This is a genomic window from Xanthomonas sp. NCPPB 3218 (assembly GCF_056725185.1).
In genome coordinates this window covers 941,372-961,593 of sequence record NZ_CM161516.1, presented here as the reverse complement: position 1 = coordinate 961,593, position 20,222 = coordinate 941,372, and the positions used below count along the sequence as shown (strand labels likewise).

17 protein-coding genes and 1 other RNA gene are annotated in these 20,222 nt (G+C 68.1%); 6 read left to right on the top strand and 12 right to left on the bottom strand.

Annotation, left to right across the window (positions count from 1 at the left end):
• Window positions 1-6: 6 nt before the first annotated feature.
• The 4 genes from AC1PLS_RS04090 to mraZ all read right to left on the bottom strand — a co-directional run bounded on the left by AC1PLS_RS04090 (window position 7) and on the right by mraZ (window position 3,818).
• Window positions 7-1,875: a peptidoglycan D,D-transpeptidase FtsI family protein gene (locus AC1PLS_RS04090; protein WP_016903085.1), complete on the bottom strand. Its 1,869-nt coding sequence runs from the start codon at window positions 1,873-1,875 to the stop codon at window positions 7-9.
• 154 nt (window positions 1,876-2,029) lie between these two features.
• Entirely contained in the window at window positions 2,030-2,293 is a 264-nt protein-coding gene (ftsL, locus tag AC1PLS_RS04085; protein ID WP_005991913.1) for a cell division protein FtsL, read from the bottom strand.
• Window positions 2,290-3,348, bottom strand: a complete 1,059-nt coding sequence (rsmH, locus tag AC1PLS_RS04080) for a 16S rRNA (cytosine(1402)-N(4))-methyltransferase RsmH (protein ID WP_212579598.1) — start codon at window positions 3,346-3,348, stop codon at window positions 2,290-2,292. Before rsmH ends, ftsL begins: the two co-directional genes overlap by 4 nt.
• A gap of 14 nt (window positions 3,349-3,362) precedes the next feature.
• Window positions 3,363-3,818 (bottom strand): division/cell wall cluster transcriptional repressor MraZ, encoded by a 456-nt coding sequence (gene mraZ, locus AC1PLS_RS04075; protein ID WP_024939430.1) that lies wholly within the window; start codon window positions 3,816-3,818, stop codon window positions 3,363-3,365.
• A 314-nt stretch (window positions 3,819-4,132) separates the two neighbouring features.
• Here mraZ and AC1PLS_RS04070 point away from each other — a divergent pair, with 314 nt between their 5' ends.
• Complete coding sequence (locus AC1PLS_RS04070; RefSeq protein WP_184432087.1) at window positions 4,133-4,906, top strand: NRDE family protein; 774 nt, start codon at window positions 4,133-4,135, stop codon at window positions 4,904-4,906.
• A 349-nt stretch (window positions 4,907-5,255) separates the two neighbouring features.
• On the opposite strand, the gene rnpB is transcribed toward AC1PLS_RS04070, so the two are convergent.
• Window positions 5,256-5,685, bottom strand: an RNA gene (gene rnpB, locus AC1PLS_RS04065) — RNase P RNA component class A.
• A gap of 163 nt (window positions 5,686-5,848) precedes the next feature.
• Window positions 5,849-6,670, bottom strand: a complete 822-nt coding sequence (rsmI, locus tag AC1PLS_RS04060; protein ID WP_039523544.1) for a 16S rRNA (cytidine(1402)-2'-O)-methyltransferase — start codon at window positions 6,668-6,670, stop codon at window positions 5,849-5,851.
• Window positions 6,671-6,752: 82 nt separating this feature from the next.
• On the opposite strand from rsmI, the gene AC1PLS_RS04055 reads away from it, so the two are divergent.
• From AC1PLS_RS04055 to AC1PLS_RS04040, 4 genes are read left to right on the top strand one after another with little or no spacing between them, the layout of a single operon-like run.
• On the top strand, window positions 6,753-8,483 hold the full coding sequence (locus AC1PLS_RS04055; protein WP_039530705.1) for a penicillin-binding protein activator: 1,731 nt from the start codon (window positions 6,753-6,755) through the stop codon (window positions 8,481-8,483).
• 4 nt (window positions 8,484-8,487) lie between these two features.
• Window positions 8,488-8,856, top strand: coding sequence for a YraN family protein (locus AC1PLS_RS04050; protein ID WP_046345708.1), 369 nt, complete (start codon window positions 8,488-8,490; stop codon window positions 8,854-8,856).
• A 16-nt stretch (window positions 8,857-8,872) separates the two neighbouring features.
• On the top strand, window positions 8,873-9,412 hold the full coding sequence (locus AC1PLS_RS04045; protein ID WP_274340979.1) for a metal-dependent hydrolase: 540 nt from the start codon (window positions 8,873-8,875) through the stop codon (window positions 9,410-9,412).
• Entirely contained in the window at window positions 9,409-10,794 is a 1,386-nt protein-coding gene (locus tag AC1PLS_RS04040; protein ID WP_481104239.1) for an FAD-binding oxidoreductase, read from the top strand. The genes AC1PLS_RS04045 and AC1PLS_RS04040 overlap by 4 nt, the downstream gene beginning before the upstream one ends.
• Window positions 10,795-10,807: 13 nt before the next feature.
• Here the strand turns inward: AC1PLS_RS04040 and AC1PLS_RS04035 are convergent, their stop codons facing one another.
• The 6 genes from AC1PLS_RS04035 to AC1PLS_RS04010 form a co-directional block, all read right to left on the bottom strand.
• On the bottom strand, window positions 10,808-11,524 hold the full coding sequence (locus AC1PLS_RS04035) for a response regulator (RefSeq protein WP_016903095.1): 717 nt from the start codon (window positions 11,522-11,524) through the stop codon (window positions 10,808-10,810).
• Window positions 11,514-14,174 (bottom strand): sensor histidine kinase, encoded by a 2,661-nt coding sequence (locus tag AC1PLS_RS04030; RefSeq protein ID WP_039523533.1) that lies wholly within the window; start codon window positions 14,172-14,174, stop codon window positions 11,514-11,516. Before AC1PLS_RS04030 ends, AC1PLS_RS04035 begins: the two co-directional genes overlap by 11 nt.
• 61 nt (window positions 14,175-14,235) lie before the next feature.
• Complete coding sequence (gene kdpC, locus AC1PLS_RS04025; RefSeq protein WP_184381301.1) at window positions 14,236-14,889, bottom strand: potassium-transporting ATPase subunit KdpC; 654 nt, start codon at window positions 14,887-14,889, stop codon at window positions 14,236-14,238.
• Window positions 14,890-14,892: 3 nt separating this feature from the next.
• Window positions 14,893-16,941 carry a potassium-transporting ATPase subunit KdpB gene (gene kdpB / locus AC1PLS_RS04020; RefSeq protein ID WP_039515790.1) on the bottom strand — a complete coding sequence of 683 codons (2,049 nt, stop codon included), beginning with the start codon at window positions 16,939-16,941 and terminating at the stop codon, window positions 14,893-14,895.
• A gap of 11 nt (window positions 16,942-16,952) precedes the next feature.
• Window positions 16,953-18,767 (bottom strand): potassium-transporting ATPase subunit KdpA, encoded by a 1,815-nt coding sequence (gene kdpA, locus AC1PLS_RS04015; RefSeq protein WP_481104238.1) that lies wholly within the window; start codon window positions 18,765-18,767, stop codon window positions 16,953-16,955.
• A 15-nt stretch (window positions 18,768-18,782) separates the two neighbouring features.
• Window positions 18,783-18,875 (bottom strand): potassium-transporting ATPase subunit F, encoded by a 93-nt coding sequence (locus tag AC1PLS_RS04010; protein WP_006452907.1) that lies wholly within the window; start codon window positions 18,873-18,875, stop codon window positions 18,783-18,785.
• Between the two features lie 1,007 nt (window positions 18,876-19,882).
• Here AC1PLS_RS04010 and AC1PLS_RS04005 point away from each other — a divergent pair.
• Window positions 19,883-20,221: a hypothetical protein gene (locus tag AC1PLS_RS04005; protein ID WP_039509881.1), complete on the top strand. Its 339-nt coding sequence runs from the start codon at window positions 19,883-19,885 to the stop codon at window positions 20,219-20,221.
• The last annotated feature ends 1 nt before the right edge of the window (window position 20,222 follow it).

Sequence of the window (20,222 nt, the reverse complement as noted above, 5' to 3'; positions counted from 1 at the left end):
TGCGGCTCACTGGCGGCTCTCCTGCAGCGGTGCAGGCTGGGCGGGTGCGGGCAGTGCAGCCGGTGCGAGTGCGGTGGGAATACCCGCAGACACTTCATCCACCGGGTCCGGCACCAACGCCGGGTCCAGATCGGCCGGCTGCGGCTTGACCACCGGCTGCCCGGTCTTGCCGGCGGCCTGCGCGGCCAGCCACGACTGGATGTCGTCCGGCGGCACGTCCATCAGCCGCAGCGCGCCTTCCATCACCTTGTGGAACACCGGCGCCGACACCAGGCCGCCGTAATACACCTTGCCCTGCGGATCGTTGATCACGATGACGGTGGCAAAGCGCGGCCGCGTGGCCGGCACCAGGCCGGCGAACAGCGCGTTGTAATGCCCGCGCTCGTACCCGTTGGCGCCGTTCTTGCGCGCGGTACCGGTCTTGCCGGCCACGTGATAGCCCAGGATCGCCGCGCCCTTGGCGCCGCCCTGGGTGACCACGGTTTCCATCATGTCGATGACCTGGCGCGCCACTTCCGGAGTGACCACCTGGCGGGTTTCGTTGTGCTGGCCGCGCACGAAGGTCGGCGGGGTCAGCTTGCCGCCGTTGCCCAGCGTGGCGTAGGCCTGCGCGATCTGCAGCGGCGTCACCGACAGGCCGTAGCCGTAGGACATGGTGGTCTTGGACGGGCCGCTCCAGCGCGCCGGCTGCAGCACCACGCCGGCCGATTCGCCGGGAAAACCGCTGTGCGGGGCAGCGCCGTAACCGAAGTTGCGGATCGACTGATAGAAGGTCTGGTCCGGCACCTTGGCGGCGATCTTGGCCGCGCCGATGTTGGAGCTGCGGGTGATCACGCCGGTGACGTTGAGCACGCCGTTGTTGCGCGGCACATCGCGGATGGTGAAGCGCCCCACCGACATGTAGCCGGGGTTGGTGTCGATGACCGTGTCCTTGGTCACCACACCGGCGGTCAGCGCGGTGGCCACGGTCAGCGGCTTCATCGTCGAGCCCGGCTCGACCAGATCGGTGACCGCACGGTTGCGGCGCGCCGACGGGTTGATGCCGGTGACCGCGTTGGGGTTGTAGGTGGGCAGGTTGACCATCGCCAGCACTTCGCCGGTGGCCACATCCATCACCACCATCGACCCGCCGGCCGCATTGTTTTCGACCAGTGCGTTGCGCAGTTCCTTGTAGGCCAGGAACTGGATGCGGCGGTCGATGCTCAGCGTCAGGTCCTTGCCCGGCTGCGCCGGACGTACCAGATCCACGCTCTCCACGATCGCGCCGCGCGCATCGCGCACCACCTTCTTGGAGCCCGGCTTGCCGCGCAGCCATTCGTCGAAGGCCAGCTCCAGGCCTTCCTGGCCGCGGTCGTCGATATTGGTGAAGCCCAGCACATGGGCCATCGCCTCGCCTTGCGGATAGAAGCGACGGAACTCGCGCTGCGAGAACACACCGGGGATCTTCAGGTCGACGATCGCATGTGCCTTGTCCGGGTTGATCCGGCGCTGCAGGTACATGAATTCCTTGCCGGCCTTCTGCGCCAGCTTGGCGTTCAACTCGTCCAGCGGCTGGCCGAGCGCCTTGGCCAGCTCGGGGATGCGGTCCGGGTTGCGCAACAGTTCCTGCGGATTGACCCAGATCGATTCCACCGGCGTGGACACCGCCAGCGGCTCGCCGTTGCGGTCGGTGATCATGCCGCGCGAGGTGGCGATCGGCAGTTCGCGCAGATAGCGCGCTTCGCCCTGGCGCTGGTAGAAATCGCGGTTGACCAGCTGCACGAACGCCGCCCGGCCGATCAGCGTCACCGAGCACAGGCCCAGCGCGATGCCGACCAGCGTCAGGCGGCCACGCAGGTTGAAGTTGCTGCGCGCGCGGTTGCGGCCGGCCTTCATGGCGCACCTCCGTGTGCGCCACCCTGCGGGCGGCTACGCCGTGCAAAACGGCTGTCCTGCCGTTTTGTCATGGGCGTACCTGTGTGTGCGCCCCCCTGCGGGCGGCTACGCCGTGCAAGACGGCTGTCCTGCCGTTCGGTCACCTGCAGTCCGCTCATGGGCGCACCACCACGATGTCGTTGGTCTCCGGGAACTTCATCCCGATGCGCGCACGCGCAACCTGATCCACGCGATTGCTTTCCGCCCAGGTGGCCTGCTCCAGCTGCAGCCGGCCGAATTCGATATTCAATTCATCGCGCGTGTGCTCGAGCTTGGACAACTGCACGAACAGCTTGCGATGCATGTGGCGCATGTACACGACCCCGATCGCCGAGGCGATGCTGCAGGCAAGCAGCACGATGAGCAGCAGGCGGCTCATGCAGCGTCTCCGTTCGGAGACGCCGGGAATCGGGATTCGGGATTCGGGATTCGTGAAGCAGCGGCACTGTTGCCTTTGCCCATTCCCGATTCCCCATTCCCCATTCCCAGCTTCTCGGCCACCCGCAACACCGCGCTGCGGGCGCGCGGGTTGACGCTCAGTTCGGCGTCGTCGGCCTTGATGGCGCCGCTGATCAGCTGCAGCGTCGGCACGAACGGCTGCGCTTCGGGCAGGCGGCGGTTGCTCGGCGGGGCCTTGGCGTAGCGGGCCATGAACTGCTTGACGATGCGGTCTTCCAGCGAGTGGAAGCTGATCACCGCCAGGCGGCCGCCGGGCTTGAGCGCGCCCAGGGCGGCGTCCAGGCCGGCTTCCAGATCGTCCAGCTCGCGGTTGATGTAGATGCGGATCGCCTGAAAGCTGCGCGTGGCCGGGTGGGTCTTGCTGTCGCCGCGCGGCATCACCGAGGCGATCAGCTCGGCCAGTTGCGCGGTGCGCAGCAGCGGCTGTTCGGCGCGGCGGGCCACGATGGCGCGCGCGATGCGGCGGCTCTGGCGCTCTTCGCCATAGGTCCACAGCACGTCGGCGATCTCGCGGTCGCTGGCATGCGCCAGCCACTCGGCCGCGCTCTGGCCGGCGTCCGGATCCATGCGCATGTCCAGCGGGCCGTCCTTGCCGAAACTGAAACCGCGCCCGGCCACGTCCAGCTGCGGCGAGGACACGCCCAGATCCAGCAGGATGCCGTCGACGGTTGCCGCAGCGACCACCTGGCCGAGGCCGGCGAAGCTGCCGCGATGGATGGACACGCGCGCATCGTCACCGAACGACTGTTCGGCCACGGCGATCGCGTCGGGGTCCTTGTCCATCACCAGCAGTCGACCTCCCGGGCCAAGATGTTGCAGCACGCCACGGGCGTGTCCGCCACGTCCGAACGTGCCATCGAGATAGGTTCCGTTTTCGATCACCTGCAGGCCGTCCAGAACCTGCGTGTACAGCACCGGCACATGGGCCGCCGGTGGCTGCGACACCGGGTGACCGGGCTGCGCTTCACCGCGCATCCGGGCACCCCGGCTCACAACCTGAGATCGAGCAATTCATCGCCCAGATCCCCGTCAGACAATGTCTGCTGGATCAGTGCGCGATGTGCCTGCTCGCTCCAGAGTTCGAATTTGTCGCCCATGCCCAGCAGCACGGCCTTCTTCTCGATGCCGACCGCATTGCGGTGGCTGGCCGGGATGCTCAGACGGCCATTGGCGTCCAGCTCCAACACTGCGGAAGAACCCACCAGTTTCTGCTGCAGCGTGCGGATCACGCGTTGGGTATTGGGCTTGGACATCACATCGTCACGCACCCGCTCCCACTCCTTTTCCGCGTACAGCCACAGGCACCCGGCTTCGAACGGGTTGTAGGTGAGCACCAGGCGATTGCCGCTCACGCGCGTGACCAGGTCGCGGTACGCGGTTGGCACCGCCATACGCCCCTTGTCGTCCACCGTGATGGCAGTCTCGCCCTGAAACACCGAATACAACCTCGAATACCCGCTGGGGGATCATTGAACCACGAAAAACCACAAAACACCTGGTTTTCCCTCCGTTGCCCACCTTAGCAGCGCGTCAAAGGTTGTCAACAACTTTGAAGGTCACAAATCGCCAGTCGCATCAATGAGTTGCAGCACTCTTTAGAGACTTGTTCAAAGGTTATCCACAAGTTGCTGTTTCATCTCAGATTTTGAGATTGAACAAAAATTCAGGGGCGTGAAGGCCATGTAAACCCGACCGCAGTCTCACTTCACACTGCGCCAGCTGCACATGGTCGTTGCGCAAACAGGCGACAATCGGCGCCATGTGCCTGGTCGCTCTTGCCTGGAAAACCCACCCGCGTTGGCGTCTACTGCTGGCGGGCAACCGCGATGAATTCCACGACCGGCCGACCGCTGCACTGGCGCCCTGGCCGGCACCCGCCGACGGCGTGCTGGCGGGCCGCGACCTGCGCTCGGGCGGCAGCTGGGTGGGGTTGGGCAGCGACGGCCGCGCCGCGGTGGTGACCAATGTGCGCGACCCGCTCGCCACTGCGTCCGGCCGCTCGCGCGGACATCTCATTGCCGACTACCTGGCCGGCAGCCTGGACGCGGCCGCTTACGCCGGCGACCTGGCAGCGGCCGCGCACGAATTCCCGCCATTCAATCTATTGCTGTGCGACGCCGAGCGCTGCGAACACCTCAGCAACCACCCGCCGTTGGCACGCACCTTGGCGCCGGGCATCCACGGCATGTCCAATGGCCCGCTGGACGCGCACTGGCCCAAGACCGCCGCACTGACTGCAGTCCTGCACGACTGGTGCGCGGCAGGCAGCGACGACCTGCAACCGCTGTGGACCGCCCTGGGCAACCCCGCCATCGCGCCCGACGCCGCCCTGCCCCACACCGGCGTGGACCTGCCCACCGAACGCCTGCTCTCGGCCGCCTTCATCAACGGCTCCAGCTACGGCACCCGCGCCAGCACCATCGTCGCGGTGGACCACGAGGGCAGCGGCTTCATCCACGAACGCCGCTTCGGCCCCGCCGGGATCTTCCAGGGCGAAACGCGGCTGGACATCGTCGGGACGCGTAGACAATGACTGCCGCAACCAGCGCCCAGCTAGCACCCAAGTGCAAGCCCCCTTGAGTCAAGGGGGCGCGGCGACAGCCGCAGGGTTTTGGCATGCCCGGCGCGGGGCCCGCGTTTTGGACTGCCGAAGGCGGTACCAAGCGTGGGTGTCTGCTTAGGGCGAACGCCAAAGAAGGCAACGGCACAGCCGCGGGGGTTCTGGCATGCCCGCAGCAGGGCCCGCGTTTTGTACTGCCGAAGGCGGTACCAAGCGTGGGTGTGGTCTTGGGGCGAACGCCCAAAGAAGGCAGCGACACAGCCGCGGAATTCTGGCCCCCAGAGGGGCCCGCGTTGAGAAGGGCGAACGCCCGAAAGTAAGGTGGCGGAGCCGGCCGGTAAGCCGGGTTCTGTCGTGGACAGTCATTCGTCTAGGCGCTACGTCACCGCAGCGCTCAAGCAACCTACCCGGATCCAGCGCGGGCCACGCCAATGGATCCCTATTTGGTCTTGCTCCAGGTGGGGTTTGCCGTGCCGGTCCGTTACCGGACTCGCGGTGCGCTCTTACCGCACCATTTCACCCTTACCGGCCCCTCGCCACCCCTCTGCGGCCTCCGAACGCACTTGGCGATGCCTATATGCATCGCCGACACGCTTCAGTGGCGGCAGAGGGGTGACGAGGGACGTAGGCGGTATCTTTCTGTTGCACTTTCCGTCGGCTTGCGCCGCCCAGGCGTTACCTGGCACCTTGCCCTATGGAGCCCGGACTTTCCTCGGCACTCTTGCGAGTGACGCGACTGTCTGGCCGACTCCGCCGGGGCGCACTATACGCTATCGCCACCGTGCAGAACGGCGCCGCGAGCCGGCCCCGCCATCGCCGGCAGGCCCGCAATTGCCCGTAGGAGCGCACCCGGGCGCGAGAGGCCTTACCGAGAAAAATCCCACTACAGGTCAACGTGCTCCTGCAACAGCACACCTACCCGCCATACAAGGCCTTGCGCGGCGCACCGGTCAGCTCGGCAGCCAGCTTGGCCGCGGTGGACGGCGGCAGGTGTTCGGCCAGCTTGGCGTAGACTCGGCGGCCTTCGGCCAGCTGGCCTTCGGCGGCGTCGGCGGCGCCCTGCACCATCACCACGAACTCGCCCTTGCGCTGGTTGTCGTCGGCTTCGACCCTGGCCTGCAGCTCGGCCAGGGTGCCGTCGAGCACGGTTTCGAACAGCTTGGTCAGCTCGCGGGCGATCACCGCCGGGCGCTCGTCACCGAAGGCTCCGCGCAGGTCTGCCAGCGACTCGACAATGCGGTGGGAGGACTCGTAGAACACCAGGGTGCGGGTTTCGCCGGCCAGGTGCGCCAGGCGCTCGCGGCGGGCGGCACTCTTGGCCGGCAGAAAGCCCTCGAAGCCGAAACGGTCGCTGGGCAGGCCGGCCACGCTGAGCGCGGCGATGGCGGCGCAGGCACCCGGCACCGGGCTGACCCGGATCCCGGCCGCGCGGGCGGCGCGCACCAGCTTGAAGCCGGGGTCGCTGACCAGGGGGGTGCCGGCGTCGCTGACGATGGCCAGCGACTCGCCCTCGCGCAGGCGCGCGACGATGCGCTCGGACATCGCCTCTTCGTTGTGGTCGTGCAGGGCCAGCAACGGGCGATCAATGCCGAAATGGCCGAGCAGCTGGCGGGTATGGCGGGTGTCTTCGGCGCAGATCGCGGCCACGCCACGCAGCACCTCCTGCGCACGCGGCGACAGGTCGGCCAGGTTGCCGATCGGCGTGGCGACCACGTGCAGGGTTCCGGGGGAGGTCATCAACGGTATTCCGTAGGGCAAAGGGTAGAATCGTAGCGTTTTTAACGGTCCGCCCCGGCGGGCCCCGTCCAATGGATCTGAAATGAACAAGCGTGTTGCAAGGATCTCCGCCCTGTCGCTGATGGTGATGCTGGCCGCCGGTTGCGCCACCAGCAGCGTGACCCAGACCGCCTCGCCGACCCAGAGCGCGGCGCTGGCGTTGCTGGACCAGGGCAAGCCGCGCGAGGCGGCGCAGCAACTGGAAGCCGAGGCGGCCAGCGCTAGCGGTGCGCAGCGCAGCCGCCTGCTGGCCGCGTCTGCATTCGGCTGGCACGACGCCGGCGATGACGCACGTGCGCGCACGCTGCTGGCCCAGGTGACCCCGCGCCATCTCAGCGGCGAAGACCGCGCCCGCTTCGCGCTATTGACCGGCGAGCTGGCGGTGATCGACAAGCAGGCCGCGCAGGCGCTGCAGGCCCTGGGCGACAGCCCGCAAGGCCTGCCGCAGCCGCTGCAGACCCGCTGGCTGCTGGCACGCGCCGCCGCACTGGAAGGCACCGGCGACCTGTTCGGGGCCGCCGCCGACCGCGCACGCGCCGACGCCAGCCTGACCGGCACCCCGCGCAGCGAGAACCAGCGCGCGATCGTGCGCCTGCTCGCCGCACTCGACGACGCCACGCTGAAGGGCCGCACTGCGGCGCTGCCGGCGGGCGACCCGCTGTACAACTTTGCCGGCCGCGCCTTGATCAGCCGCGGGCTGGCGCTGCCGCGCGCGTTCGATCGCGACGCGCAATGGGGCTTTGACACCAGCAAGCGCCCGCCGGCCGAACGCGACGGCTATCGCCCGCCGGTCAAGCTGGGCGTGCTGCTGCCGCTCAGCGGCAGCCTGGCGACCGCCTCGGCGCCGGTGCGCGACGGCCTGCTGGCCGGTTACTACGCCGAAACCCGCCGCCGCCCGGAACTGCGCTTCTTCGATACCGCCGGCACCGCCGCCGGCGCCAATGCCGCCTACGACAAGGCGGTGAGCGCCGGGGTCGACTATGTGGTCGGCCCGCTGGGTCGCGACGAGGTCAGCGCCGTGTTCGCGCGCGGCCAATTGGCAGTGCCGGTGCTGGCGCTCAACCGCCCCACCGACAACAAGGCACCGCCCAGCGGCAGCGCCGGCTTCTCGCTGGCGCCGGAAGACGACGGCATCATGGCCGCCGAATACCTGCTCTCGCGCGAGCGCCGCAACGTGCTGATCGTCGGCACCAGCGACGACAACGGCAAGCGCACCATCAAGGCCTTCCGCGACCGTTTCACCGAACGCGGCGGCAGCGTCGCCGGCAGCATCAGCGTGGCCGAGGTACCGGGCGACATCGGTGCGCAGCTGCGCAACTACGGTGCTGCCGATGCGGTATTCCTGGCGGTGCGCGGCAACACCGCGCGCGCGCTGGCGCCGCAACTGGCCTTGAGCGGATTCGCCGGCAAGTCGCGCGTGGGCACCTCGCAGCTGGTGGCCGGCACCGGCAAGGTCGAAGACGACCTGGCCCTGGATGGCATCATCTACCCGAGCGAAACCTGGACCGCGCTGGGCGTGTCCGGGCTGCCGGCCTCCACCCAGGTTGCCAGCACGCTGCCCAGCGCACGCGGACCCGGCGCGCGCCTGTTCGCGTTCGGCTACGACGCCTGGAAGATCAGCGCCTATCTGGAAAAACTCGCCACCGGCACCGACGGCGGCCTGCGTGGCGCCACCGGCACGCTGCATCTGGATGGCTTCGGCAACGTGCTGCGCACCCCGGCCTGGTCCACCTTCAACGGTGGCCGCCCGGTGCCGATCGCCGACGGCCGTTGACGCCATGCCGGCAGCGCGCCAGCAGCGGGGTGCGGCGGTGGAAGCGGCCGCACGCACGCTGCTGGAGCAGGCCGGGTTGCAACTGGTGGTGGGCAATGCCAACTACCGCGGCGGCGAACTGGATCTGGTGATGCGCGACGGCCAGGCACTGGTGTTCGTGGAAGTGCGCTATCGCCGCGACAACCGCTTCGGCGGCGGCGCGGCATCGGTGGATGCGCGCAAGCGCCGCAAGCTGGTGCTGGCCGCGCAGTTGTTCCTTGCCTATCACCCGGCGCTGGCGACCTTGCCGTGCCGCTTCGATGTAGTGGAAGCCAGCGGCGAGCCGGTGGTGCTGAACTGGATCCGCGACGCCTTCCGCGCCGACGATTGCTGACGACGACCCACGCGCGATGCCGACCATCATCACCCATGCCGCGGTGCCGCTGGCGCTCTGGTGCGCCAGTGAACGCGGCCGCCTGTCGCCGCGCCTGCTCGGTGCCGGCATCGTCGCGGCGATGTTGCCCGATGCCGATGTGCTGGCGTTCGCGTTGCATGTTCCGTATGCGGATGCGTTCGGCCATCGCGGTGCCAGCCACTCGTTGCTGTTTGCCGGGCTGATCGCGCTGCTGGGTGGTGTTGCGCATCGCCTGTTGCGTGCGGACGCGCTGCAGGCAGCAGCGTTCTTGTTCGTCTGCGCCGCATCGCATCCATTGCTGGATGCGATGACCTCCGGTGGCCTGGGCGTTGCACTGACCTGGCCCTGGAGCGAGGCGCGCTGGTTCGCGCCCTGGCGGCCGATTCGCGTGTCGCCTTTCGCCAACGGTTTCTTCAATGCGCGCGGCCTTGCCACGCTGCTCTCCGAGCTGCGCTGGGTCTGGCTGCCGCTCACCGTCGCGGTGCTGGGATGGAAATGCATCCAGCGCGCGGCATCACAGGATCACACTTCATGACCGATGTGCTTCCCACTGCCCTGGCCGCGTTGCTGGCCGCGCGGCTTGGCCCCGATGGCTGGTTGACCGGCGACGACGCGCGGCGCCGCTATGGCGAGGACGATTCGCGCCGCTGGGCATTGCCCGGCGCCGTCGCCTTGCCGGGCGATACCGAGGATGTGGTGGCGATCGTGCAGGCCTGCCGCGCGCATGGCGTGCCGATCGTCGCGCGCGGCGCCGGCACCGGCACCACCGGTGCGGCGGTACCGTTTTCCGGCGGCGTGGTGGTGTCGATGGCACGCATGGATCGCATCCTTGCGCTGCGTCCGGCCGATCGCTGCGCCATCGTGCAACCGGGCCTGCTCAACGGCCAATTGCAGCAGGCCTTGCAGCCGCATGGCCTGTTCTGGCCGCCGGATCCGTCCAGCGCGGACATCTGCAGCGTCGGCGGCAACCTGGCCACCAATGCCGGCGGCCCGCGCGCGGTGAAATACGGCGCCACCCGCGACAACGTGCTCGGCCTGGTCGCTGTGACCGGCACCGGCGAGGTGATCCGCTGCGGCGGCGCGTACACGAAGAATTCCACCGGCTACGACCTGACGCATCTGCTGGTCGGCAGCGAAGGCACCCTGGCGATCATCGTCGAAGCGACCTTGAAGCTGACGCCGCGCGCGATCGCGCAAGCCGGCGTGCGCGCGCTGTATCGCGATGCGGCCAGCGCCGCGGCGGCGGTGTCGCGCATCATGGCGCAACCGGCCACGCCGACGATGCTGGAATTCATGGATGCCAGTGCGATCGCATTACTGCGCCGCAACGGCAGCGATGTGCCCGAGGCCGGCGCGATGCTGCTGATCGAAGCCGATGGCGATCACGACACCCTGCCCTACGCATTGCAGGCCTTGCACGATGCCGCCGATGGCGAGGGCGTGGTGAGCCTGGACGTGGCCGCCGATGGCAGCGCGCGCGACAGGTTGTGGGCCGCGCGGCGTGCGCTGTCGCCGGCATTGCGCACGATCAAGCCGGGCAAGATCAACGAGGACGTGGTGGTGCCGGTCTCGCGCATCCCCGAACTGGTGGCCGGCGTGGAAGCGCTTGCCGCCGAGTTCGCGTTGCCGATCGTCGCCTTCGGCCATGCCGGCAACGGCAACCTGCACGTCAACATCATGTACGACCCGGCCAATGCCGACGAAGACGCGCGCGCACATGCCGCATTGCCGCGTCTGTTCGCACTGGTGCTGGCGCTGGAAGGCACACTCTCCGGCGAGCACGGCATCGGCGTGGCCAAGCGCGACTTCATGGCCCAGGCCTTCAGCGCAGAGACGCTGGCGGCGATGCGCGCGATCAAGGCCGCGCTGGATCCGGACGGGATCCTGAATCCGGGCAAGGTGCTGCCACCGCGCTAGTGGCGTTGTCGCCTCAGCGCGTCACCCCGATAAAGCGCAAACCCACGCCCGGTTCGGTGACGATGTAATGCGGGTCGGCGGCATCGTCGTGCAGTTTCTGGCGCAGCTTGCCGACCAGGATGCGCAGGTAATGGGTGTCTTCCTCGTGGGTGGGGCCCCACACCTCGCGCAGCAGTTGCGGCTGGGTGACCACGCGGCCGGCGTGCTTGAGCAGCAGCGCGAGCAGGGCGTATTCCTTGCGACTCAAGGGCACCGCCTCGCCATCGAGGGTGACCTCGCGCAGGCCCAGGTGGATGTGCAGGCGGCCGTCGTCGAACACGCTCTCTTCCACCGTGCTGCCGGCGCCGGCCTGGCGCAGCAGTGCGCGGATGCGCGCCATCAGTTCCTGCACGCCGAACGGCTTGGTGACGTAGTCGTTGGCGCCGGCATCGAGCGCGGCGACCTTTTCGGTTTCGCCGGCGCGCACGGTGAGCATGATCACCGGCACGTTGGACCACTGGCGGATCTCGCGCAGCACCTCGTGGCCGTCGCGATCGGGCAGGCCGATGTCCAGCACCACCAGTTCGGCGCCCTGCCCGGCCAGCGTGGCCAGGCCTTCCTCGGCGGTGCCGGCCTGCAGCACGCGGTAGCCCTGCGCACGCAGGCTGATGTCGAGAAAGCGGCGGATCTGCGGCTCGTCGTCGACGATCAGCACGCGGGCAGGCGGGATGGCAGTGGGGTCAGTCGGCATCGGGGCGAGGTGGCGCGGCGGGAACGAGCAACGGCAGCGTAATGCGGATCGTGGTGCCGTGACCATCGGCACCGGCCAGCGCCTCCACGCTGCCGCCATGCGCGCCGATCATGCCCTGGCAGATGGTCAGGCCCAGTCCGGTGCCGTGACGGCCGCGGTCGCCACGCTCCACGCTGTAGAACATGTCGAAAATGCGCGCACGCTCGTCCTCGGGAATGCCGGGACCCTGGTCGCCGATATCGATCTGCAGGGCGCCGGCCTGCAGCCGTGCCTGCACGGTGACGGCCACACCGGCTGGCGAAAATTTCGCCGCATTCTCCAGCACGTTGAAGATGGCCTGTTCCACCAGCGCCGGGTGCACCCAGATCGCCGGCAGGTCGGCGGCCAGATCCAGTTGCAGGCGCACCGCCGGCTGGTAGCGCTGCAGCCGCCGCGTGGCCGAGCCGATCAACTCGTCCACGCCGATCCAGTCGCGCTTCAAGGTCAGCCCGGTATGGCCGAGCCGGGTCATGTCGAGCAGGTTCTGGATGTAGCGATCCAGCCGCTCGCCTTCGAGCTGGATGGTGTCGAGCAGGCTGTGGCGGTCCTGCGCGTCCATTGCATCGCCGTAGCTGGCCAGGCTGCTGGCCGAGCCGATCATCGAGGCCAGCGGCGAGCGCAGATCGTGCGAGACCGAGGACAGCAACGCCGAGCGCAGGCGTTCGGTTTCGCCACTGACGCGCGCGCCTTCCAGATCGGCGACCAGGCGCGTGCGCAGCGCCGCCTGGCCGATGTCCTCCACCATCGCTTCGGCCAGCCGACGCTCCTCCAGGCCGGGCCGCTGCACGCTCTGACGGAAGCGCAATGCGGCCACCCCGAGGCTGCCGCGTTCGTGCCGCACCGGCAGGCACCACCACTGCGCGCCGGCCAGCGTATCGGTGAAGCGGCCGGCCGGTTGACCGTGGCGCTGGGTCCAGTCCGCCGCGCTGCGATCGAGTGCACCGAAGCTGGCCGGTGCATCGCTTTCGCGTTGCTCCAGACGCAGCCAGGCCTCGGCATCCAGGGCCGTGGCCAGCGCGCGACGGCCGGCTTCCAGCACCTGCCCCAGGTCGGCGGCGGTGCTGAGCTCGCGGGCCAGCGTCTGCAGCGCATTGGCATGCGCATTGGCGGCGCGCAAGGCCAGCACCTGGCTGCGCAGGCGCGAGGCCAGGCGGCCGGCGACCAGGGCAGCGATCAGGAACAGGCACACCGTCACCACGCCCTGGCGTGCGCTGATGTGCAGGGTGAAGCGCGGTTCGATGAAGAAGAAGTTGTAGGCGACAAAACTCAGCAGCGCGGCGATCACCGCGGCAGCCATGCGCGTGCGCGAGGCCACCAGCACCACCGCGACGATGAACACCATCGACAGGTCGTCGATGTCGGTCCAGCGCTGGATCACCCACGCCACCGCGACCGCGGCAGCGGCGGCGATCGCCGCAAACGCCAGGTCGTAACGCTGCAGCCACTGGCGCGGATTGCGCCAACGCTGGCGTGCGCGTGCACGCGCGTCCGCGGAGCTGACGATGACCAGTTCGTAATGCGCGCCACGCTGCAGCAGTTGCTGGGTCAGCGTGCGGTTGAACATGCGCGCCAGCGGGCGTTCGCGCGTGCGCCCCAGCACCAGCGTGGACACGCCGTTTTGCGCGGCGAAATCCAGCAACGCCTCGGCGACGTTGGCACCATGCAGCAGCGCGGTATCGCCCCCCAGGCGGCGTGTCAGTGCGAACGCGCGGTCGATCTCCAGCTGCCAGGCGGCGTCGGCCACGGTGCGGGTCTGCACGGTGACCACCGTCCACGGGGCATCGCGTCGTTCGGACAACCGCCGCGCCACCCGCACCAGATAATCCGAGCTGCCACGCCCATCGATGGCCACCACCACGCGGCGGCGCAAGGCGGCAGTGCCCGGCAAACCGCGTGCGGCCTGGGTGTCGCGCAGGTCGCTGTCGACGCGGTCGGCCGCGGTCTGCATCGCCAGCTCGCGCAGCGCGGTGAGGTTGGAAGGCGAGAAAAACGCCTGCAAGGCCTGTGTCGCCTGCTCGGGCAGATACACCTTGCCCTGCTGCAGGCGCTCGATCAGTTCGCGCGGCGGCAGGTCCACCAGCACGATGTCGCGCAGGCGGTCGAACACCGCATCGGGCACGGTTTCGGACACGCGCACGCCGGTGATGCGCAGCACGATGTCGTTGAGGCTTTCCAGGTGCTGGATGTTGACCGTGGTGTAGACATCGATGCCGGCATCGAGCAGTTCCACGATGTCCTGCCAGCGCCGCTCGTGCCGGCTGCCCGGCACGTTGCGATGGGCCAGCTCGTCGATCAGCGCCAGCTTCGGCTTGCGCGCCAGCAACGCGTCCAGGTCGAGTTCTTCCAGCTCCCGGCCCTGGTAGTTGATGCGGGTGCGCGGCAGCAGCGGCAGGCCATCCAGCAGTGCCGCGGTTTCGCTGCGGCCATGGGTTTCCACCACACCGGCCACCACGTCCATGCCCTGGCGCAGGCGCTCGCGCGCCCGCGACAGCATGGCGTAGGTCTTGCCAACCCCGGGCGCCGCGCCCAGAAACACGGTCAGGCGCCCGCCATGTTCGCGCTGCAGTTCGCCGATCAGCGCGTCGGCTTGTTGGGTGCGGGCATCAATCATGGAGGCCGGGATTGGGGAAGCGGGATTGGGGATTGGTGCAGCCTACCGCGAGCTGACAGCTCTAGTGCTGTTGCCTTGGCCCATTCCCGATTCCCGACTCCCCATTCCCCGCGCGATCCAGCGCCAGGTTCAGTGCCAGCACATTCACCCGCGGCTGCCCGAGCAGGCCGAACTGTGGCTGTTCGGTGGCGGCCTGTACCAGCGCGGCCACGCGCTGTTCCGGCCAGCCGCGCGCGGCGGCGACGCGGCGCACCTGGACCTGGGCGCCGGCCGGGCTCAGGTGTGGATCCAGGCCACTGCCAGATTGGGTGATCAGCTCGGCGGGGACCGCCTCCGGTGCGAAGCCGTCGCGTGCAGCCACCTCGGCGCGCGTGGCGGCAATGCGGCTTTGCAGGTCGGGATTGGAACGCGCCTGGTTGCTGCCGGCCGCCGCGCTCGGGTCGTACTTGGCCGCCGAGGGGCGCGGCTGGAAGTAGCGCGCGTCGGCAAACGGCTGCGCCACCAGGGCCGAGCCGACCACACGCGTGTCATCGCGCAGCAACGAGCCGTGCGCCTGCGCGGGGAACAGCGCACCGGTGATGCCGGTGGCGACCAGCGAATAGCTCAGGCCCAGGCCCAGCAGGATGAACAACGCCAGCATCACCGCCCCGCGCAGGGCGCCGTCGTCGCGCAACGGCTGCGCCGTGGACTGACCGGCTTTCGAAGAAATCGTCATGACTCAGTTCCCCAAAGTGGCGACAAGCGCCAGGTCGATCAACTTGATCGCGGCAAACGGCAGCAATACGCCACCCACGCCGTACATCAGCATGTTCCGGCGCAGCAGCGCCGTGGCGCTGGACGGACGAAAGCGCACGCCGCGCAACGCCAGCGGAATCAATGCCGGGATGATCAGCGCATTGAAGATCAACGCCGCCAGCACCGCATGCCGCGGGTTGGACAACTGCATCACGTTGAGCGCGGCCATCGACGGAATCGCCGCGGCAAACAGCGCCGGCAGGATCGCGAAGTACTTGGACACATCGTTGGCCAACGAGAACGTGGTCAGCGCACCGCGCGTGATCAGCTGCTGCTTGCCCACTTCGACCACCGCCAGCAGTTTGGCCGGATCCGAATCCAGATCGACCATGTTGCCGGCCTCCTTGGCCGCCTGCGTGCCGGAGTTCATCGCCAGGCCCACGTCGGCCTGGGCAAGCGCCGGCGCATCGTTGGTGCCGTCGCCGACCATTGCCACCAGCCGCCCGCCGGCCTGCTCGGCACGGATGCGGGCCAGCTTGTCTTCCGGGCGCGCCTGGGCGATGTAGTCGTCCACGCCGGCTTCGGCGGCAATCGCGGCGGCCGTGAGCGGGTTGTCGCCGGTGATCATCACCGTCTTGATGCCCATCGCACGCAGCTGCGCGAACTTTTCCTTGATGCCTTGCTTGACCACATCGCTCAGCTCGACCACGCCCAGCACATGCCGGCCTTCGGCCACCACCAGCGGGGTGGCGCCGCCGCGCGCGACTTCTTCGATGCGGCCGTTCAACTCCGGCGACACCGTGGCGCCCTGCGCCTGCACATAGGCCACGATCGCATCGCCGGCACCCTTGCGGATGCTGCGCCCGGCCAGATCCACGCCAGACATGCGGGTCTGCGCGGTGAAGCCGATGAAATGCGCGCCCTCCGGCTCGACCGCCACCGCGCCCTGCTGGCGTGCCAGCTTGACGATGGATTTGCCTTCCGGCGTCGGGTCGGCCAGCGAGGCCAGCATTGCCGCATCGCGCAGCTGCGCACGGTCGATGCCGGCCAGCGGATGGAACGCGGTGGCCTGCCGGTCGCCGTAGGTGATGGTGCCGGTCTTGTCGAGCAACAGCACGTCCACGTCGCCGGCCACTTCCACCGCCTTGCCGGATTTGGCCAGCACATTGGCAGACAGCGCGCGGTTCATGCCGGCGATGCCGATTGCCGGCAACAGCCCGCCGATGGTGGTCGGGATCAGGCACACCAGCAGCGCGATCAGCAACAGCGGGTCCAGCGTGACGCCGACGAAGCCGGCGATCGCCGGCAGCGAGGCCACCACGATCAGGAAGGTCAGCGTCATCGCCGCCAGCAACAAGGTGAGCGCAATTTCGTTCGGCGTCTTCTGCCGGTTCGCGCCTTCCACCAAGGCGATCATGCGATCCAGGAAACTATGCCCCGGCTCGGCGGTGACCTTGAACACGATCTCGTCGGAGAGCACGCGCGTTCCGCCGATCACGCCACTGCGATCGGTGCCGGCCTCGCGCAGTACCGGTGCCGATTCGCCGGTGACCGCCGCTTCATTGATCGTTGCAACGCCGCGCACGATCTCGCCATCGGCCGGGACGAATTCGCCTTCGGACACCATCACGTAGTCGCCCGGGCGCAGCTCTGCCGCCGGCACGCGGGTCTCGCGGCCGCCGAGTGCGGTTTCCACCCGGCGGGCGACCAGATCCTTGCGCGCACGGCGCAGCGATGCGGCCTGCCCACGCCCGCGCGCCTCGGCGATGGCCTCGGCGAAATTGCCGAACAGCACGGTGACGAACAGGATCGCCGTCACCGCCCAGCCAAACCCGGCATTGCCATACCCGCTGGCGGTGATCACCGCCGCCAGCAGCGTGCCGCCCATCACCACCGCCATCACCGGGCTGCGCAGCAGATGCCGCGGCGCCAACTTGAGGAAGGCCGCGCGCATCGCCGCCACCAGCACGGCGGCGTCGAACAACGCCGCGTCACCGCGCGCGCGTTTTTCAGTCGTATCGATCGTAGACATTGCTCAAACTCTCAGGACGCCGCCAGGGCGAGGTGTTCAGCGATAGGACCCAGCACCAGTGCCGGCATGAACTGCAGCACGGTGAGCACCAGCACGATCGCCATCAGGGTCAGCGCGAAGGTTGGCGTTTCGACCTGCAAGCTGCCGGCCGATTCCGGCGCGCGCCGCTTCACCGCCATGCGCGCGGCAACCATCAGCGGCAGGATCAGCGCGGGATAGCGGCCCAGTGCCAGCACCGCCGAGCAACTCAGGTTCCACCAGTACGTCGCATCGCCCAGGCCTTCGAAACCCGAGCCGTTGTTGGCAAAGGCCGAGGTGTACTCGTAGAACACCTGGCTGATGCCATGGAAGCCGGGATTGGAATTGGCGGTAAATGCCGGCACCGCCAGCGCCACTGCGGTGAAGCCCAGCACCACCAATGGCTGCAGCAGGATCAGCAGCGCAAGCAACTGCACCTCGCGCGCTTCGATCTTGCGGCCGAACAACTCCGGCGTGCGCCCGGTCATCAAACCGGCCAGGAACACGCTCAGCAGCAGATACACCACGAACTGCTGCAGGCCGCAGCCGATGCCGCCCCAGATCGCGTTGATCAGCATGTCCACCAGCGTGACCAGGCCGCTCAACGGCGCCAGCGAATCGTGCATCGCATTGACCGAGCCGTTGGAGGTCTGCGTGGTCAAGGCCGCCCACAACGCAGACGCATCCGCGCCGACACGCACCTCCTTGCCTTCCATCAAGGCAGCCGAGCCGGCGCTGGCCGAATGCGCTTCGGACCACAGCAACAGCGCGGTGGATGCGACCGACATCGTCAGCATGGTGCCGAATACCAGCGCGGTGAGACGCTTGCGCCCGGTCAGATAGCCGACCATGAACACCACGCTCATCGGCAACAGCACCAGCGCCAAGGTCTCCAGCAGGTTGCTCAGCGGCGTGGGATTTTCCAGCGCCACCGAACTGTTGGGGCCGTACCAGCCGCCACCGTTGGTGCCGAGCTGCTTGACCGCGACCATCGCCGCAACCGGCCCGACCGGAATGGTCTGCTTGGACATGCCGGCGCTGCTGTCCAGCGGTGCGGCGGTGGCCGCACCCTGCAGCGTGGAGGGCACGCCCTGCCAGCCGAGCAGCACGGTCCACAGCAGGCACAGCGGCAGCAACACACGCACGCTGGCGCGGATCACATCCGCCCAGTAATTGCCGACGTCGGCCTCCGGCAATGCCTCCAATCCGGTAGCCGACTGCTGCCGCCCCGGGCGCGGCGTGACGATCTCCGGCTCTTCCAGCCCGGCCACCCGTGGCTTGGCGCTGGCCGTCGCATTGGATGCCGGCAAGGCGTCGGACACAGTTGCAACGGCTCGCCCACCGAACAATGCGCGCAAGGTCGCCACCGCCAATGCCAGACCCATCATCGGCGTCACTACCTGCAGGCCGACGATGCCGGTCATCTGCGCCAAATACGACAACTGCGCCTGGCCTGAGTAGTGCTGCTGATTGGTGTTGGTGACGAACGACACCATGGTGTGCAGCGCGGTGTCCCAGCGCATGTTCGGGATGGCGTCCGGGTTGAACGGCAGCCACGCCTGGGTCATGAACACTGCCCAGGTGAGCAGGCCGACAACCAGGTTGCTGAGCAGGAACGCTACCGCATACCCACGCCACGACATCCCCTGCTGCGGGCGGGTACCCAGCAACGCATACAACGGCCGTTCGATCCAGCCGAACAGCACGTCGCCACGCATCGGGGCGCCGCGCATCACCGCTGCCAGATAACGGCCCAGGGGCCAGGCCAGCACGATGGCCAGCGCGTAGACAAGGAGAGTTTCAATCATTGGAGCGCACTCGCATCAGAAGTCTTCGGGGCGCAGGACCACGTACAACAGGTACGCGGCGGCAACGAGTACGGCCACGCCGCACAACAGGGACAACCAGGCAGGCATGTCGGCTACTCCCCGAGGCGCGCGCAACGCGGCGCGATGGATGCGAGATGCGACGGCGCATGCAGCGTCTGCAGGCCGACAAGGCAAAGCGCTGCCGCACCGCGCGCGCAGCGGCGATGGAGCAGACAGGTCAAGGGATGCATCGGAATCGTCCACGGCGGAACCGCTCCGCCAACCCGCGCAGTGTCTTCCCGGGCTGCGTAAAGTCGCTATGGACCTGCGACAGCCGCCGCGTAAATTCCGCATAAATGCTGTGTGGCGACGGTCTGCAGTCACGTCTCCACGCTATGCAGTCGTTTCCGGGCAACTTCCGCCTCTAGTCCCAACTCAGGACGACCAGGTTTTGAGTCAGGGCGTTATGAGGTTGGAGCAGAGCCTCGTTGGTCGAGGGCGCGGTGCCCTCACCACTTCCGGGACACGCCGTAGATCCGTCCATGGAGGCTCCTTGGCGGCATCCATGCCGCCAAGGGTCCCGGAACCGGCAAGGTCACCGCACCAGGACGTTCTGAGATTGCTTTATCGAAAGCCTGCCGATTGCTCGGCTCGTCTTGGCAACTGATTGGCCATGCTGCAAACACTGCATGCCACGCCCTGCTCGCCCGTGCACACCGACTATCTGGACTGGTCCTTGCCCGCCCACCGTCGCGGGACCTTACGCGGCATGGATGCCGCGTAAGAGCCTACAAGGACGTACTTGCGGCGTGTCCTGCGATGGTGGGCGGTCAAGGGCCCTGCTAAAAAGCCGCAGATCAACCGCTCTACAGCAGACCTATCCGCGCCACCTACGCCCCAAATGTCCTAATACACAAAAACAACCGGGATTCCGACTCGCAGCCTCGCTCACCAGATGCCGTCAAAACCTGGCGAGGCGAGCACACAGCGCCCTCCCCGCTCGCGAAACAAGCCGTGACGCCGCACCTGGAGGCTCCCACGTGTCCACACCTGTCGACGGAGCGCTCACCGCCGCTGCACTAACGTACCGAAGTCATCCATCAGAGTCTTTGCACATGCCTGTCAGCTACTCGATCAGCCTGCCCGACCCCAAGCTCGCCCGCGGCGGCGATGCGAGCGTGAGCTTTAGTGCCCATGGTGCCGAGGCCTTTGCCGAACAGTTGCAGGCCGCCTTGCGCGATCCGGCCTGGTTCGATCGCTGGCGCCAGCTGCAGGCCGACCCGGACGCGGTGGACCCCAGCCTGGGCGTGACCGATCCATCGGCCACGGTTACCGGCAAGCAGGGCGATCTGCGTGTGGACCTGGTCGCCACCACCAGCATCCCCGGCGACCTGCTCAAGCAGCGCATGCAGGCCCTGGCAGGGCACCACTGGGAACTGCGCGACGTGCGTTGAG